Source organism: Serratia plymuthica NBRC 102599 (assembly GCF_001590925.1).
GTDB lineage: Bacteria > Pseudomonadota > Gammaproteobacteria > Enterobacterales > Enterobacteriaceae > Serratia > Serratia plymuthica.
Window position 1 is genome coordinate 17,200 of sequence record NZ_BCTU01000042.1, and the last position, 14,584, is coordinate 31,783.

14 protein-coding genes are annotated in these 14,584 nt (G+C 56.1%); 12 read left to right on the forward strand and 2 right to left on the reverse strand.

The window, feature by feature from the left end:
• Positions 1 to 39: 39 nt before the first annotated feature.
• Both mreB and csrD read right to left on the reverse strand, forming a co-directional pair.
• The gene (gene mreB, locus SPL01S_RS23080) at positions 40 to 1,083 is read right to left on the reverse strand and encodes a rod shape-determining protein MreB (protein WP_063203011.1); all 1,044 of its coding nucleotides are present in this window, start codon (positions 1,081 to 1,083) and stop codon (positions 40 to 42) included.
• A 412-nt stretch (positions 1,084 to 1,495) separates the two neighbouring features.
• Positions 1,496 to 3,427 (reverse strand): RNase E specificity factor CsrD, encoded by a 1,932-nt coding sequence (gene csrD, locus SPL01S_RS23085; protein ID WP_062868851.1) that lies wholly within the window; start codon positions 3,425 to 3,427, stop codon positions 1,496 to 1,498.
• Between the two features lie 307 nt (positions 3,428 to 3,734).
• Between csrD and acuI the strand changes: the two genes are divergently transcribed.
• The 12 genes from acuI to fis all read left to right on the forward strand — a co-directional run bounded on the left by acuI (position 3,735) and on the right by fis (position 14,420).
• A complete protein-coding gene (acuI, locus tag SPL01S_RS23090) occupies positions 3,735 to 4,712 on the forward strand; it encodes an acrylyl-CoA reductase (NADPH) (RefSeq protein ID WP_063203013.1) in 978 nt (325 codons plus the stop codon).
• Between the two features lie 247 nt (positions 4,713 to 4,959).
• Complete coding sequence (msrP, locus tag SPL01S_RS23095) at positions 4,960 to 5,961, forward strand: protein-methionine-sulfoxide reductase catalytic subunit MsrP (RefSeq protein ID WP_004948661.1); 1,002 nt, start codon at positions 4,960 to 4,962, stop codon at positions 5,959 to 5,961.
• Complete coding sequence (gene msrQ / locus SPL01S_RS23100) at positions 5,962 to 6,561, forward strand: protein-methionine-sulfoxide reductase heme-binding subunit MsrQ (protein ID WP_063203015.1); 600 nt, start codon at positions 5,962 to 5,964, stop codon at positions 6,559 to 6,561.
• Positions 6,562 to 6,802: 241 nt separating this feature from the next.
• A complete protein-coding gene (gene aroQ, locus SPL01S_RS23105) occupies positions 6,803 to 7,255 on the forward strand; it encodes a type II 3-dehydroquinate dehydratase (protein WP_004948665.1) in 453 nt (150 codons plus the stop codon).
• A 32-nt stretch (positions 7,256 to 7,287) separates the two neighbouring features.
• Complete coding sequence (gene accB, locus SPL01S_RS23110; protein ID WP_062868854.1) at positions 7,288 to 7,755, forward strand: acetyl-CoA carboxylase biotin carboxyl carrier protein; 468 nt, start codon at positions 7,288 to 7,290, stop codon at positions 7,753 to 7,755.
• Between the two features lie 10 nt (positions 7,756 to 7,765).
• Positions 7,766 to 9,115, forward strand: coding sequence for an acetyl-CoA carboxylase biotin carboxylase subunit (gene accC / locus SPL01S_RS23115; protein WP_004948672.1), 1,350 nt, complete (start codon positions 7,766 to 7,768; stop codon positions 9,113 to 9,115).
• A gap of 153 nt (positions 9,116 to 9,268) precedes the next feature.
• On the forward strand, positions 9,269 to 9,511 hold the full coding sequence (locus SPL01S_RS23120) for a YhdT family protein (RefSeq protein WP_063203017.1): 243 nt from the start codon (positions 9,269 to 9,271) through the stop codon (positions 9,509 to 9,511).
• Positions 9,501 to 10,946 (forward strand): sodium/pantothenate symporter, encoded by a 1,446-nt coding sequence (panF, locus tag SPL01S_RS23125; protein WP_004948678.1) that lies wholly within the window; start codon positions 9,501 to 9,503, stop codon positions 10,944 to 10,946. The genes SPL01S_RS23120 and panF overlap by 11 nt, the downstream gene beginning before the upstream one ends.
• Positions 10,947 to 10,957: 11 nt before the next feature.
• Positions 10,958 to 11,839 (forward strand): 50S ribosomal protein L11 methyltransferase, encoded by an 882-nt coding sequence (gene prmA / locus SPL01S_RS23130; RefSeq protein WP_063203019.1) that lies wholly within the window; start codon positions 10,958 to 10,960, stop codon positions 11,837 to 11,839.
• Positions 11,840 to 12,031: 192 nt separating this feature from the next.
• Positions 12,032 to 12,766, forward strand: a complete 735-nt coding sequence (locus SPL01S_RS23135; RefSeq protein ID WP_063203021.1) for a carbonic anhydrase — start codon at positions 12,032 to 12,034, stop codon at positions 12,764 to 12,766.
• Positions 12,767 to 13,136: 370 nt separating this feature from the next.
• The gene (dusB, locus tag SPL01S_RS23140) at positions 13,137 to 14,102 is read left to right on the forward strand and encodes a tRNA dihydrouridine synthase DusB (RefSeq protein ID WP_063203023.1); all 966 of its coding nucleotides are present in this window, start codon (positions 13,137 to 13,139) and stop codon (positions 14,100 to 14,102) included.
• Positions 14,103 to 14,123: 21 nt separating this feature from the next.
• Positions 14,124 to 14,420: a DNA-binding transcriptional regulator Fis gene (fis, locus tag SPL01S_RS23145; RefSeq protein ID WP_000462905.1), complete on the forward strand. Its 297-nt coding sequence runs from the start codon at positions 14,124 to 14,126 to the stop codon at positions 14,418 to 14,420.
• Positions 14,421 to 14,584: the final 164 nt, after the last annotated feature.

Sequence of the window (14,584 nt, forward strand, 5' to 3'; positions counted from 1 at the left end):
GCGCTGTCATCCGATACGGTTCCTCTTTCCTGGGGCTGACTATTCTTCGCTGAACAAATCGCCGCCATGCATGTCGATCATTTCCAACGCCTTGCCGCCGCCGCGGGCTACGCAGGTCAGCGGATCTTCTGCCACGACAACCGGGATACCGGTTTCTTCCATCAGCAGGCGATCCAGGTTGCGCAGCAGTGCACCACCGCCGGTCAACACCATACCGCGTTCGGAAATGTCGGAGGCCAGCTCCGGCGGACACTGTTCCAGCGCCACCATCACCGCACTGACGATACCGGTCAACGGCTCCTGCAGCGCTTCGAGGATTTCATTGGAGTTCAGGGTAAAGCCGCGTGGCACGCCCTCAGCCAGGTTACGGCCGCGAACTTCAATTTCATGCACTTCATCGCCCGGATAAGCTGAGCCGATGCCGTGCTTGATACGCTCGGCAGTCGCTTCACCAATCAGCGAGCCATAGTTACGGCGCACATAATTAATGATCGCTTCGTCGAAGCGATCGCCGCCGATACGTACGGAAGAGGAGTACACCACACCGTTCAGTGAGATCACCGCGACTTCAGTGGTACCGCCACCGATATCAACCACCATGGAACCGGTCGCTTCAGACACCGGCAAGCCGGCACCGATCGCGGCAGCCATCAGTTCTTCAATCAGAAACACCTCACGCGCACCGGCCCCTTGGGCGGATTCGCGAATGGCGCGGCGCTCAACCTGAGTTGCGCCAACCGGTACACACACCAACACACGCGGGCTTGGCCGCATGAAGCTGTTGCTGTGAACCTGTTTGATAAAGTGCTGCAGCATTTTTTCGGTCACGAAGAAGTCGGCGATTACGCCATCTTTCATCGGGCGAATAGCCGCGATATTGCCGGGCGTACGGCCCAGCATCTGTTTTGCCGCATGACCCACGGCCGCAACGCTCTTGGGTGAACCGGCACGATCCTGGCGAATGGCAACCACCGACGGTTCGTTCAGTACAATGCCTTGCCCTTTAACATAAATCAGGGTATTGGCGGTACCCAAGTCGATGGACAAGTCATTGGAAAACATGCCACGAAATTTCTTAAACATAACTAAAGGATAATCCTGCAAGCTGGGGGCGGAAAATAAAATCCGCCTACTTTACCAACCACACGAAGCAGCGACAAGGCGCAAAAACGTTCTACTTCGGTGAAAAATAGTCTGTATTGTTTCTGCTCGAATGCACGGAAATTGGATGAGGCCTGAATTCCCTGAACAAAGGCTCAGTTTACCACCCTGTCAGCGTACGAAACGGCGTAACACAGCTCATAAAATCTAACATATTCCCTGATTGACGCGGGTGGTAAGCACCTACCAACGTACAACAGAAAAGGACTGACAAGAGCCTATATCAAATAGGCGTTCTTGTCGCAGGCAGTTTGGGGATAATCCCAAAATGACAGATAAGATAGCCCGGATGAATTGGCGCTCATTCTACGTCAATTTTTGCCCGGCATTCAGGTTAAACGCGATAACGACGCGAATATTTTTTACGCCCCACGTCTATCGGCTCCGGCGGCGCAAAAAAGTCACCTTGCCCGCCAAGGATCCCGCGCTCTTTCAGCGTCTGCCATTCGTTGCTCGTCCGCACGCTGGCGGCAAACACCTTGGCACGGGTGCCTTCGCAGGCGCCGGTCAGGCTCTGAACGAACAGCTGATTTTCATCACGCTTATCAATCCCCCGCACTAAACCCGGGTGGAGTTTGACGATCTCCACCGGTAAGGACTTGATATAAGAGGCACTGACCACGGTTAACCCCGCCTGAGAAACGGCAAGACGACACCCCAATCCTGAAAGCAATCTCAGCACCGGTCGCAAACGGTCGATATGTTGACACACGTCTGCCTCTGCAAGTTCAATCAGAATTCGTCGACGGTGGTTTTTTTCACACTGTAGCAGGGTATCGCGCAGCCAGCGCTGGAAACTGCGCTGCAATAATGAATCGACGCACAGCGTAAATGCCAGCGTCTCTTCCGGCCACAACGCCAGCAAGGGAAGAATGCGGCTGATGTGCTGACGATCGTAACTTTCGGCCAGCCCCAACTGCTGCACCAGCGGCATATATTCCGAGGGTAGCAACTCTTGGGTTCCATCATAAATCCGGCTCATGATCTCGCGGTGATGAACGTCCCCTTCCACCGTTACCGCCGGTTTCTGATACAGGCGTGGGCCGCCCCGTACCAATACCTGTTCCAGCAGGGTTCGCCATTTAACGCTGCCGCGCCCTTTTTCGGGCACCTGGCTGTCGTAAACGTACCAGCCGTTTTCCCCCTGTAACGTGGCGTGACGCGTTGCCTGCTCCGCGTAATCAATCACCTGTTCCGGGGTTTGCCCACTGCGATACGCCACTATGCCGATATGCAAAAACGCTTCGCGATCGATAAGCGCCGTTGAAGGCAATGAGTCAATGGCATTCACCAACTGCGCGGCGATGCCGTCCGCCTCTTTCAACGTGCGGTGCGGCAACAGCACGGTGAAATCACTGTGGAAATAGCGCGCCAACAGCGCCGCCGGATAGCGCATCACAAAGGTCGACAGCAAATTGACCAGCGAGTACATCAGTTCCTGCACCGCCGTGTTGCCATGGGTTTCCCGCAGCGTATCGAAATCGGGTAACCGCACCATCATGACGATGCCGTGCGAGCCTTGCTCCTCCAATTGAGTGGCCAGTTGGTTATCAAAAAACAATCGGTTGTTCAGCCCGGTTTTTGCGTCCTGTGCGGCAAAGGCGCGGATCAGCGTATCGACCCGGCTGCGTTCTTCACGCGCTTCCGCCAAATCCGCCAGCAGGCGATCAAGCGCACCGCTGACGTTGGCCGGCCATTCGCGCACATCGCCCTGCATCACGTTTTCTCGTTCACCGTTAAGGATGCGGCGCGCACGGCGCTCCAGCAGATCCTCCCCCTCTGCCTGCTCACGCAACCAGCGCAGGCTGAACAACAAAATCACCACCATCGCGACAATCGACAAGGTCACAGCCCCGGTGGATTGCAGCGAGCGCACATCGCTGACGAACGGATCGATATAGGTGATGTGGAGCGAACTGCCTGGGTGCTGCAGCAGCGACCGGGAAACCTGGCGGTAGCCGTTCAGCGAATCCCAGGGCAACTTCAAAGTCGGCAGTTTATAAGTGAAGAGATTGGTGCGGCCGCTATCGACGCTGACGGCCACGATACCAAGCGGGCGCATCACCAGCGGCAACCATTGTTGCTGTTCATCGGGAGAACCATGCAGCATTGACTGATCGAGCGACGTCACCAGCGAATCGAAGCGGCGCTCCAGACGATCCTGAGTCACGTAGAAGAAACTGTATGAGCACCCCATCAGCATCAAAAACATCGCCAGAGCAACAAGCAGGGTGATCAGCGCTGATAGTTTGGTGGTAAATCGCATCCCTGTGCCTTGTCCGTTATGGTTACGTGAATTTTCACCTTTGGAGATATAAAGGCCCCGAATCCGCTCAAATGAATGCAACTCAATACCCTGATTTCTTAATTAATAACTGACTATGCACTTCATTCGTTCCGCCAACGTCAGGCAGTAAATCGTGCCGATCAACCTATCAAGCCCGGCCTGAGAAGGAAACCTTAAAACGTCATTTTTTGCCCTTTATCAGGACATAAGCGTCTTAGTAAGCATATAGTCAAATAAGTCTGATTCAGCCATATATGGCAAAAATGATAACGAGAGGAAGAGTGACATGCGTGCACTGTTATTGGAACAACAAGACGGGCAAACTTTGGCGCACATCAAAGAGATCAGCAGCGATCAACTGCCCGATGGCGATGTGACAATCGACGTCAACTGGTCCAGCCTTAACTATAAAGATGCGCTCGCGATCACCGGCAAAGGCAAGATCATCCGCCAGTTTCCTATGGTACCGGGCATCGACTTCGCCGGTACGGTGCGTGACAGCCGAGACCCGCGCTTTAAAGAGGGCCAGAGCGTGGTGCTCACCGGCTGGGGCGTCGGCGAGAATCACTGGGGCGGCCTGGCAGAACAGGCGCGGGTATCCGGCGAATGGCTGGTGCCGCTGCCGCACGGGTTGGATGAGCGTAAAGCGATGATCCTCGGCACCGCCGGCTTTACCGCCATGCTATGCGTGATGGCGCTGGAGGAAGGCGGCGTACACCCGGATGACGGCGACATTCTGGTGACCGGCGCCAGCGGCGGCGTTGGCAGCGCGGCAATCGCCATTCTGACGGCCCTGGGCTATCACGTCACCGCGATCAGCGGCCGCGAAAGCAACGTCGACTACCTGAAAGCGCTGGGCGCCAAAGAGGTGCTGTCGCGTAGCGGCTACCTGGAAGCGCCGCGTCCGCTGGAGAAACAGCTGTGGGCCGGTGCGATAGATACCGTCGGCGACACCCTGTTGGCGCGGGTGCTGGCGCAGATGAACTACAACGGCGTCGTCGCCGCTTGCGGGCTTGCTGGCGGTTACCACCTGCCGACCACGGTGATGCCGTTTATTCTGCGCAACGTACGCCTGCAGGGTGTGGACTCAGTACACGCCCCGCTGCACCGCCGCCAAACCGCCTGGGAACGCCTGGCCGGTATCCTGCCGGACAGCTTCTACCAGCAGGCCACGCAGGAAATTACGCTGGAACAGGCGCCGGCCACCGCCGCAGCGTTGCTGGATAACCAAGTCACCGGCCGCACGCTGGTGAAGATCCGCTAAATCTTCTCGCCCCCCGGCGACGGGGGGAAACCGCTCTGCGAAATTTCATATTTTCCTGCCACCTCTCGCATAAGCCCTGCTTTCACGCCATGCTTACCTTTATATACCCCAGCGTATTGCAGGGGCGCGGCTACTGCGCCCGCGTTCATCGGGGCGAATATACGCGGCCTCTACAGTCAGTCTGACCGGCGCAGCTTTGAACGCCCCATTTTGCAAGGCGACGGGTAAAAATGCGGAGAAAAACACCATGAGCAAATCCCCAAAATTGACCGAGGCCGACGTCACGCCCGAGAGCGTGTTTTATCAGCGGCGCAAAGTGCTGCAGGCGTTAGGTATCACCGCCGCGTCCTTGGCGCTGCCGCTTAATGCGCAGGCCGATGTGTTGTCATGGTTCAAAGGTAACGATCGGCCCAAAGCTCCGGCGGGCAAGCCGCTGGCGTTCAGCAAGCCGCCCGCCTGGCAGGCGCAACTGGCCATGACGCCCGAAGACAAGGTTTCCGGTTACAACAATTTCTACGAATTCGGTCTCGATAAGGCCGATCCCGCCGCCAATGCCGGCGGATTGAAAACCGAAGGCTGGAAGGTGCGCATCGACGGTGAAGTCGGTAAACCCATCACGCTGGATATCGATGATTTAATCAAACGCTTCCCACTGGAACAGCGCATCTACCGCATGCGCTGCGTGGAGGCCTGGTCGATGGTCGTCCCCTGGATTGGCTTTGAGCTGGGTAAACTCATCAAACTGGCGGAGCCGAACAGCAATGCGCGCTATGTCGCCTTCCAGACGCTGTACGATCCGGAACAGATGCCGGGCCAGAAGGATCGTTTTATCGGCGGCGGCCTGAAGTACCCGTATGTCGAAGGGCTGCGTCTGGATGAGGCCATGAACCCGCTGGCGCTGCTGACCGTTGGCGTGTACGGCAAAACGCTGCCGCCGCAAAATGGCGCGCCGCTGCGGCTGATCACTCCATGGAAATACGGTTTTAAAGGCATTAAATCGATTGTCCATATTCGCCTGGTGCGCGATCAACCGCCGACGACCTGGAATGAGTCCGCACCCAATGAATACGGTTTCTACGCCAACGTGAACCCGCACGTCGATCATCCGCGCTGGTCGCAGGCGACCGAGCGTTTTATCGGCTCCGGCGGCATTCTGGATGTCAAACGTCAGCCGACGCTGCTGTTCAACGGCTATGCCGATCAGGTGGCGTCGCTGTATCGCGGAATGGACCTGCGGGAGAATTTCTAAGTGCGTTTAACTCCGACTCACATCAAAGGGATCAAGGTCGCCATTTATCTGGCGGCATTCCTGCCTTTCCTCTGGCTGGTGCTGGCGGTGGATCAGGGCTGGTTCAGCGCCGATCCGGCCAAGGATATTCAGCATTTTACCGGCAGGATGACGCTGAAACTGCTGTTGGCGACCCTGATGATAGCCCCGCTGGCGCGCTATGCCCGCCAACCGCTGCTGATCCGCTGCCGCCGCCTGGTGGGGTTGTGGTGTTTTGCCTGGGGCACGCTGCATCTGATAAGCTATTCGACGCTTGAGTTGGGGCTGAGCAATATCGGTCTTCTGGGGCGCGAGCTGGTGACTCGTCCTTATCTGACACTCGGCATTATCAGTTGGCTGATTCTGCTGGCGCTGGCTGCCACCTCTACGCTGTGGGCCATGCGCAAACTGGGCGCCAAATGGCAGACATTGCATAACTTCGTCTATCTGGTGGCGATACTGGCACCGATTCACTACCTGTGGTCGGTAAAAACTTTTTCGCCGCAGCCTTTCATTTACGCCCTGTTGGCTATACTGCTGCTGGCACTGCGATACAAGAAATTCCGCAATTGGTGGCGTTAAAGGGCGGAACTTTTCTGTGTTCTATCCCTCATAATGCGATAACGCCATCGTCAGTTTGCTGATTTAGGGTTGAATATCTTCGCTGATAAGACCAGTATTTAGCTGCGAATTGCTACGATATCGTTATAATGCCCGGCCTTGCTCCTGTTCACAGGGTGAATTTCCCCCTTAACAGGTGACAAATCGGTGACATCGGGTTATTTTCTACGATGATGGTTTTATTGCCGGAGATACCAGCACAATGGCAGACAAGTCTCACATTTTGCTTCTGAACGGCCCCAATCTGAATCTGCTGGGGACGCGTGAGCCGGAGAAGTACGGCAGCACGACGCTGACAGAGATCGTTAACGGATTGGAAAACCAGGCATCCGCGCTGGATATCACCCTGAGCCATCTGCAATCCAACGCCGAGTATCAGCTGATCGATCGCATACATCAGGCACGCGGCAACACAGATTTTATTCTGATCAACCCTGCCGCGTTCACGCATACCAGCGTGGCGCTGCGCGATGCATTGCTGGCGGTGCAGATCCCGTTTATCGAGATCCATCTCTCCAATGTGCACGCCCGCGAGCCTTTCCGCCATCATTCCTACCTCTCCGATGTTGCGGTAGGCGTGATTTGCGGCCTCGGCGCGGATGGCTACACATTTGCTTTACAGGCAGCGGTTAACCGTCTGTCAAAAACCCACTAATTGCTACGCAAAAAGAGTACGGAATCACACTCATGGATATTCGTAAAATCAAGAAACTGATCGAACTGGTTGAAGAATCAGGCATTTCTGAACTGGAAATCTCTGAAGGCGAAGAGTCGGTTCGCATCAGCCGTGCCGCTCCGGTGCAGGCTTACCCAATGATGCCACAGGCCTATGCCATGCAGCCTCAGCCGCAGCCAGCTCTGGCTAGCGCCGTTGCCAGCGCGCCTGCCGCAGAAACCCCGGCAGCACCAGCGGCCATGAGTGGCCACATCGTTCGTTCTCCAATGGTCGGCACTTTCTACCGCACGCCAAGCCCGGATGCGAAAGCCTTCATCGAAGTCGGCCAGAAAGTGAACGCCGGCGACACTCTGTGCATCGTTGAAGCCATGAAAATGATGAACCAGATCGAAGCGGACAAATCCGGCGTTGTTAAAGCTATTCTGGTAGAAAACGGCCAACCGGTTGAATTTGACGAGCCACTGGTCGTCATCGAATAACGAGGCGAACATGCTTGATAAAATTGTTATCGCCAACCGCGGCGAGATCGCGCTTCGTATCCTGCGTGCTTGTAAAGAGCTAGGCATCAAAACCGTTGCCGTGCACTCCACAGCCGATCGCGATCTGAAACACGTACTGCTGGCTGACGAGACCGTCTGTATTGGTCCTGCGCCCTCGGTAAAAAGCTATTTGAACATCCCGGCCATCATCTCTGCGGCGGAAATCACCGGCGCAGTGGCGATCCACCCGGGCTACGGCTTCCTGTCCGAAAACGCCGATTTCGCCGAGCAGATCGAGCGCTCCGGCTTTATCTTCATCGGCCCGAAAGCCGAAACCATCCGCCTGATGGGCGACAAGGTTTCTGCGATCAACGCCATGAAGAAAGCCGGCGTGCCTTGCGTTCCAGGCTCCGATGGCCCGCTGACCGACGACATGGATAAAAACCGTGCCTTCGCCAAGCGCATCGGCTACCCGGTGATCATCAAGGCGTCCGGCGGCGGCGGCGGCCGTGGCATGCGCGTCGTGCGCAGCGACAAAGATCTCGAGCAATCCATTGCCATGACCAAAGCTGAAGCCAAAGCGGCGTTCAACAATGACATGGTTTACATGGAGAAATACCTGGAAAACCCACGTCATATCGAAATTCAGGTTTTGGCGGACGGCCAGGGCAACGCCATCTATCTGGCCGAGCGCGACTGCTCCATGCAGCGCCGCCACCAGAAAGTGGTTGAAGAAGCTCCGGCACCGGGCATCACCAGCGAAATGCGCCGTTACATCGGCGAGCGTTGCTCGAAGGCCTGTGTGGAAATCGGTTATCGCGGTGCAGGCACCTTCGAGTTCCTGTATGAAAACGGCGAGTTCTATTTCATCGAAATGAACACCCGTATTCAGGTTGAACATCCGGTGACCGAAATGATCACCGGCGTGGATCTGATCAAAGAGCAGCTGCGCATCGCTGCCGGGCAGCCGCTGTCGATCAAACAAGACGAAGTGAAGGTTCACGGCCACGCGGTGGAATGCCGTATCAATGCCGAAGACGCGAACACCTTCCTGCCAAGCCCGGGCAAGATAACCCGTTTCCATGCGCCAGGCGGTTTCGGCGTGCGTTGGGAATCTCATATTTACGCCGGTTATACCGTACCGCCGTACTATGATTCCATGATCGGCAAACTGATCACTTACGGTGAAAACCGTGACGTGGCCATTGCCCGCATGAAGAACGCCCTGGCTGAGCTGATCATCGATGGCATCAAAACCAACGTTGAACTGCAGCAAAAGATCATGAGCGACGAAAACTTCCAGCACGGTGGCACCAACATCCACTACCTGGAGAAAAAGCTGGGTCTGCAGGAAACCTAAGGCAGGCTACTCGCATTGCCTGACAGAAGGCCGGTTAATCACCGGCCTTTTTCTTTTTCGTTTCAGGCAAGTAACGGCTTGGCAAAACGCCGACATGCCGTAAAATTCCCTACCTTTGATACATCCCTCACCCTAAACCTGTGGGAGACACTGATGGACAAACGCTTTATTCAAGCACACCGCGAAGCGCGCTGGGCGCTGGTGCTGACGCTGCTCTATCTGCTGGCCTGGTCGCTGGCGGCCTATCTGCCGGACAACGATGCCGGCATCACCGGCCTGCCGCACTGGTTCGAAATGGCGTGCCTGCTGGTGCCTCTGCTGTTTATCGGCCTGTGCTGGCTGATGGTACGCGGCGTGTTCCGCGATATTTCGCTGGAGGATGGCGATGCAAACTGAAGTGATCCTGCCGTTGATCGCTTATCTGCTGCTGGTGTTCGGCCTGTCGGTATATGCTTACAGCCGGCGTCAGAGCGGTAACTTCCTCAGCGAATATTTCCTCGGTAATCGGTCAATGGGCGGCTTCGTGCTGGCCATGACGCTGACCGCCACCTATATCAGCGCCAGTTCGTTTATCGGTGGCCCCGGCGCCGCCTACAAATACGGCCTGGGCTGGGTGCTGCTGGCCATGATCCAGCTGCCTGCGGTGTGGCTGTCGCTCGGCGTGCTGGGCAAAAAGTTCGCCATTCTGGCGCGTCGCTATAACGCCATCACCCTGAACGACATGCTGTACGGCCGCTATCAAAGCCGCCTGTTGGTATGGTTGGCCAGCCTCAGCCTGCTGGTGGCTTTCCTGGGCGCCATGACGGTGCAATTTATCGGTGGTGCGCGCCTGCTGGAAACCGCTGCCGGTATCCCTTACGACACCGGCTTGCTGATTTTCGGCATCAGCATCGCCCTGTATACCGCCTTTGGCGGCTTCCGCGCCAGCGTGCTCAATGACGCCATGCAAGGGCTGGTGATGCTGCTTGGCACCGTGCTGCTGCTGGTTGCGGTGATCCACGCTGCCGGCGGCCTGCACAGCGCGGTGGACAAACTGCAGCAGATCGACCCGGCGCTGGTATCGCCGCAGGGCGGCGAGCAGATCCTCAGTCTGCCCTTTATGGCATCGTTCTGGATCCTGGTGTGCTTTGGCGTGATTGGCCTGCCGCACACTGCGGTGCGTTGCATCTCATACAAGGACAGCAAAGCGGTGCATCGCGGCATTATCCTCGGCACCATGGTGGTGGCGGTGCTGATGTTCGGCATGCATCTGGCCGGCGCGCTGGGCCGCGCGGTGTTGCCGGATCTGAAGATCCCCGATCAGGTGATCCCGACGCTGATGATCACCGTGCTGCCGCCGTACGCCGCCGGCATTTTCCTGGCCGCACCGATGGCGGCAATCATGTCGACGATTAACGCCCAACTGCTGCAATCTTCCGCCACTATCGTCAAAGATCTCTATCTTGGCGTGCGCCCGCAGCAAATGCAGAACGAAAGGTTGATCAAGCGTTTCTCCAGCCTGACCACGTTGATCCTTGGTCTGCTGGTGCTGCTGGCGGCCTGGCGACCGCCGGAAATGATCATCTGGCTGAACCTGCTGGCGTTTGGTGGCCTGGAAGCGGTCTTCCTGTGGCCGCTGGTGCTTGGCCTGTACTGGGAACGCGCCAACGCGCAGGGAGCGCTTAGCTCAATGGTGACGGGTGCGGTATGCTATACGCTATTGGCCAGCTTCAAGCTGCAGTTGGCGGGGTTGCACCCCATCGTGCCTTCGTTGTTACTCAGCCTGCTGGCGTTTTATATCGGTAACGTCGTCGGCGAAAAGCGCCGGGTGACGTCATCATTACCCTCTTAAAGAGAATTGCTATGCCTTGGATCCAACTAAAACTGAACACCACCGGCAGCCAGGCGGAAGACCTGAGCGACGCGCTGGTTGAAAGCGGCGCGGTATCGGTAACCTTCCAGGACACCCACGACAACCCGGTGTTCGAGCCGCTGCCGGGTGAAACCCTGCTGTGGGGCGATACCGACGTGATCGGGCTGTACGACGCGGAAACCGACATGGCCGAAGTGGTGGCGATACTGGAACAGCATCCGCTGCTGGGCGCCGGTTTCCGCCACAAGATTGAACAGCTGGAAGACAAGGACTGGGAACGCGAGTGGATGGATAACTTCCACCCGATGCGCTTTGGCGAGCGCCTGTGGATCTGCCCAAGCTGGCGCGACGTGCCCGATCCTGACGCGGTCAACGTGATGCTCGACCCAGGCCTGGCGTTTGGTACCGGCACCCATCCGACTACCGCGCTGTGCCTGCAGTGGCTGGACGGCCTCGATCTGACCGGACAAACCATTATCGACTTCGGTTGCGGTTCCGGCATTCTGGCGATTGCCGCACTGAAGCTCGGTGCAGAGCGCGCTATCGGCATCGATATCGATCCCCAAGCCATTCAGGCCAGCCGCGACAATGCGCAGCGTAACGGCGTTTCAGAGCGTCTGGAGTTGTATCTGCCGAAAGACCAACCGGCCGACCTGCTGGCTGACGTCGTGGTCGCCAACATCCTGGCCGGCCCCTTGCGCGAGCTGGCGCCGCTGATCGGCTGCCTGCCGAAGTCCGGCGGCTATCTGGGCCTGTCCGGCGTGCTGGCCACCCAGGCGGCAAGCGTGGCGGAAGCCTATGAAGATAAATTCACGCTCGATCCGGTCGCAGAGCGCGAAGAATGGTGCCGCATCACCGGCCAGCGTAACTAATCACACCGCCCTTTCATGCAAAAATCCATCGGAAGTTACTCCCTTCCGGTGGATTTTTTTATTTCCCTCTCGCCTGACCGATTTATACCTATTGTTAGTAGGTGTATTCTCTTCCCCCTGACGCCAACGCCCACAGAGGCGACGGCGACTCTTCAAACAAACCTCACACCGTCGTTTTTAAAGGGAGTTAACATGAAAGGTCACTTATTGATTGCCGCGCTTTTAGCCGGCAGTTTTGCGGTCACTGCGGCTGAACAGGCGCATTGGGGCTATGACGGCCAGGAAGATCCGGCGCACTGGGGCAAACTTTCCCCAGACTTTTCGCTGTGCGAAACCGGTAAGAATCAGTCGCCGATCAATATCAAAGGCGCCCTGAAAACCCATCACGCCCAATTGCAGTTGGCATTCCAACCAGGCAAGCAGCAGATCGTCAACAACGGTCACACCGTGCAGGTCAACGTCAGCGGCGGCAATACATTGGTGCTGGATAGCAGCACCTTCACGCTGCAGCAGTTCCACTTCCACGCCCCAAGCGAAAACGAAATTGACGGCAAACAGTTCCCGTTGGAAGCCCACTTTGTTTATAAAGGCAAAGACGGCGAACTGGCGGTGCTGGCGTTGATGTTCCAGCCAGGCAAGGCAAACGCGCAACTGGCGAAGGCGTGGCAACAGATACCGACTGCCATCAATCAAACCGCCGTGCTGAGCGCTCCGCTGGATATCCAGGCCCTGCTGCCGAAGCAGTTTAACTTCTATCGCTTCAGCGGTTCGCTGACCACGCCACCCTGCTCCGAAGGCGTTAGCTGGATGGTGCTGGATAAACCGGTCAGCGCGTCGGCCGAACAGATTGCTCAATTCAAGAACGTAGTCCGGCATGCGAACAACCGCCCGATACAGCCGCTGAATGGCCGGGTCATCATCGACTAAGGGCATCCGCAGGGCTTCACCGCCGGTTTTGACCACCGGCGGCGAATAAACACCTGTTCCGTCGGTTAAGCGTAATTCAGCCTATTCTCAACGGAATACCCTGATAAACACCGTATATTGATACCGTTCTCCAGTGGAATCCGCGCTGATTACAGATAAAATTCTGTTGTGTCGGGAATATTTTATTGTGCGAAAAACAATCAATTAAAGTCAACTCATTGTAAAATATATACAATATTTTTATGAAACCTGACGCAGCCCCTTTTCTCTGCCCGATAACGGCAAATTGGTCAAAGTTTGGCCTTTCATCTCAACGCAAAAATGCGTAATATACGCGCCCTTGCGGACACAGTATGGTTACTCTTTGTCTATGCGCATTGGACACCACCAGCTTACAAATTGCTTGATTGCGGCCCCTATGGCCGGCATTACAGATCGCCCGTTTAGAACCCTATGTCATGCAATGGGTGCTGGGATGGCTGTATCCGAAATGCTCTCCTCCAATCCGGAGGTATGGCGGACGGATAAGTCGCGTCTGCGTATGGTACATAGCGATGAACCTGGGATCCGTTCCGTGCAGATTGCCGGATGCGATCCCGATGATATGGCTGCCGCGGCGCGGATTAACGTGGCCGGCGGCGCACAGATCATCGACATCAATATGGGATGCCCGGCCAAAAAAGTGAACCGGAAGCTTGCAGGGTCTGCGTTGCTGCAGTACCCGGATCTGGTTAAACAGATCCTCCATGCGGTAGTTAACGCAGTGGATGTGCCGGTAACGCTTAAGATTCGCACCGGCTGGGAGCCAGAACACCGTAACTGTGTAGAGATTGCCCAACTGGCCGAAGATTGTGGTATACAGGCCCTGACTATTCATGGCCGAACCCGTGCCTGCCTGTTCAACGGCAACGCGGAGTACGACAGCATTCGGGCAGTTAAGCAGAGTGTTTCCATTCCGATTATCGCGAATGGAGACATTACTGACCCGCATAAAGCCAGAGCAGTGCTCGACTACACCGGGGCCGATGCCCTGATGATAGGCCGCGCTGCTCAGGGGAGACCCTGGATCTTCCGGGAAATCCAGCATTATCTGGACACTGGGGAGTTGCTGCCACCTTTGCCGCTTGGCGAGGTTAAGCGCTTGTTGATAGGGCATATTCGGGAATTGCACGGCTTTTATGGCCAAGGCAAGGGATTCCGGATTGCTCGTAAGCACGTGTCCTGGTATCTACAGGAACACGCCCCGAATGACCAGTTTCGGCGCACATTCAACGCCATAGAGGATGCCAGCGAACAGCTGGAGGCGTTGGAGGCATATTTCGAAAATCTTGCGTAACAAAAAAGAGCTGACAGAACTATGTTCGAACAACGCGTAAATTCTGACGTACTGACCGTTTCTACCGTGAACTCACAGGATCAAGTGACTCAAAAGCCTCTGCGTGACTCGGTTAAACAAGCACTGAAGAACTATTTTGCTCAACTGAATGGTCAGGACGTTAATGACTTGTATGAGCTGGTTTTGGCTGAAGTTGAACAGCCACTGTTGGACATGGTGATGCAATACACCCGTGGCAACCAAACCCGTGCTGCTCTGATGATGGGCATCAACCGCGGTACGCTGCGTAAGAAATTGAAAAAATACGGCATGAACTGATACTAGTCAGTCAGGTTGTTGAAAAAAGGCGCTTTATCTCATTTGATAAGCGCCTTTTTCTTTTTAGTTGACACAATAGTTACACAAGTTGTTTTGCTGTCTGGCATTAGCTTGCACATCTCTGTAATGGCCTCGATCACTCTCTAAACCACTGTAATCTTCTT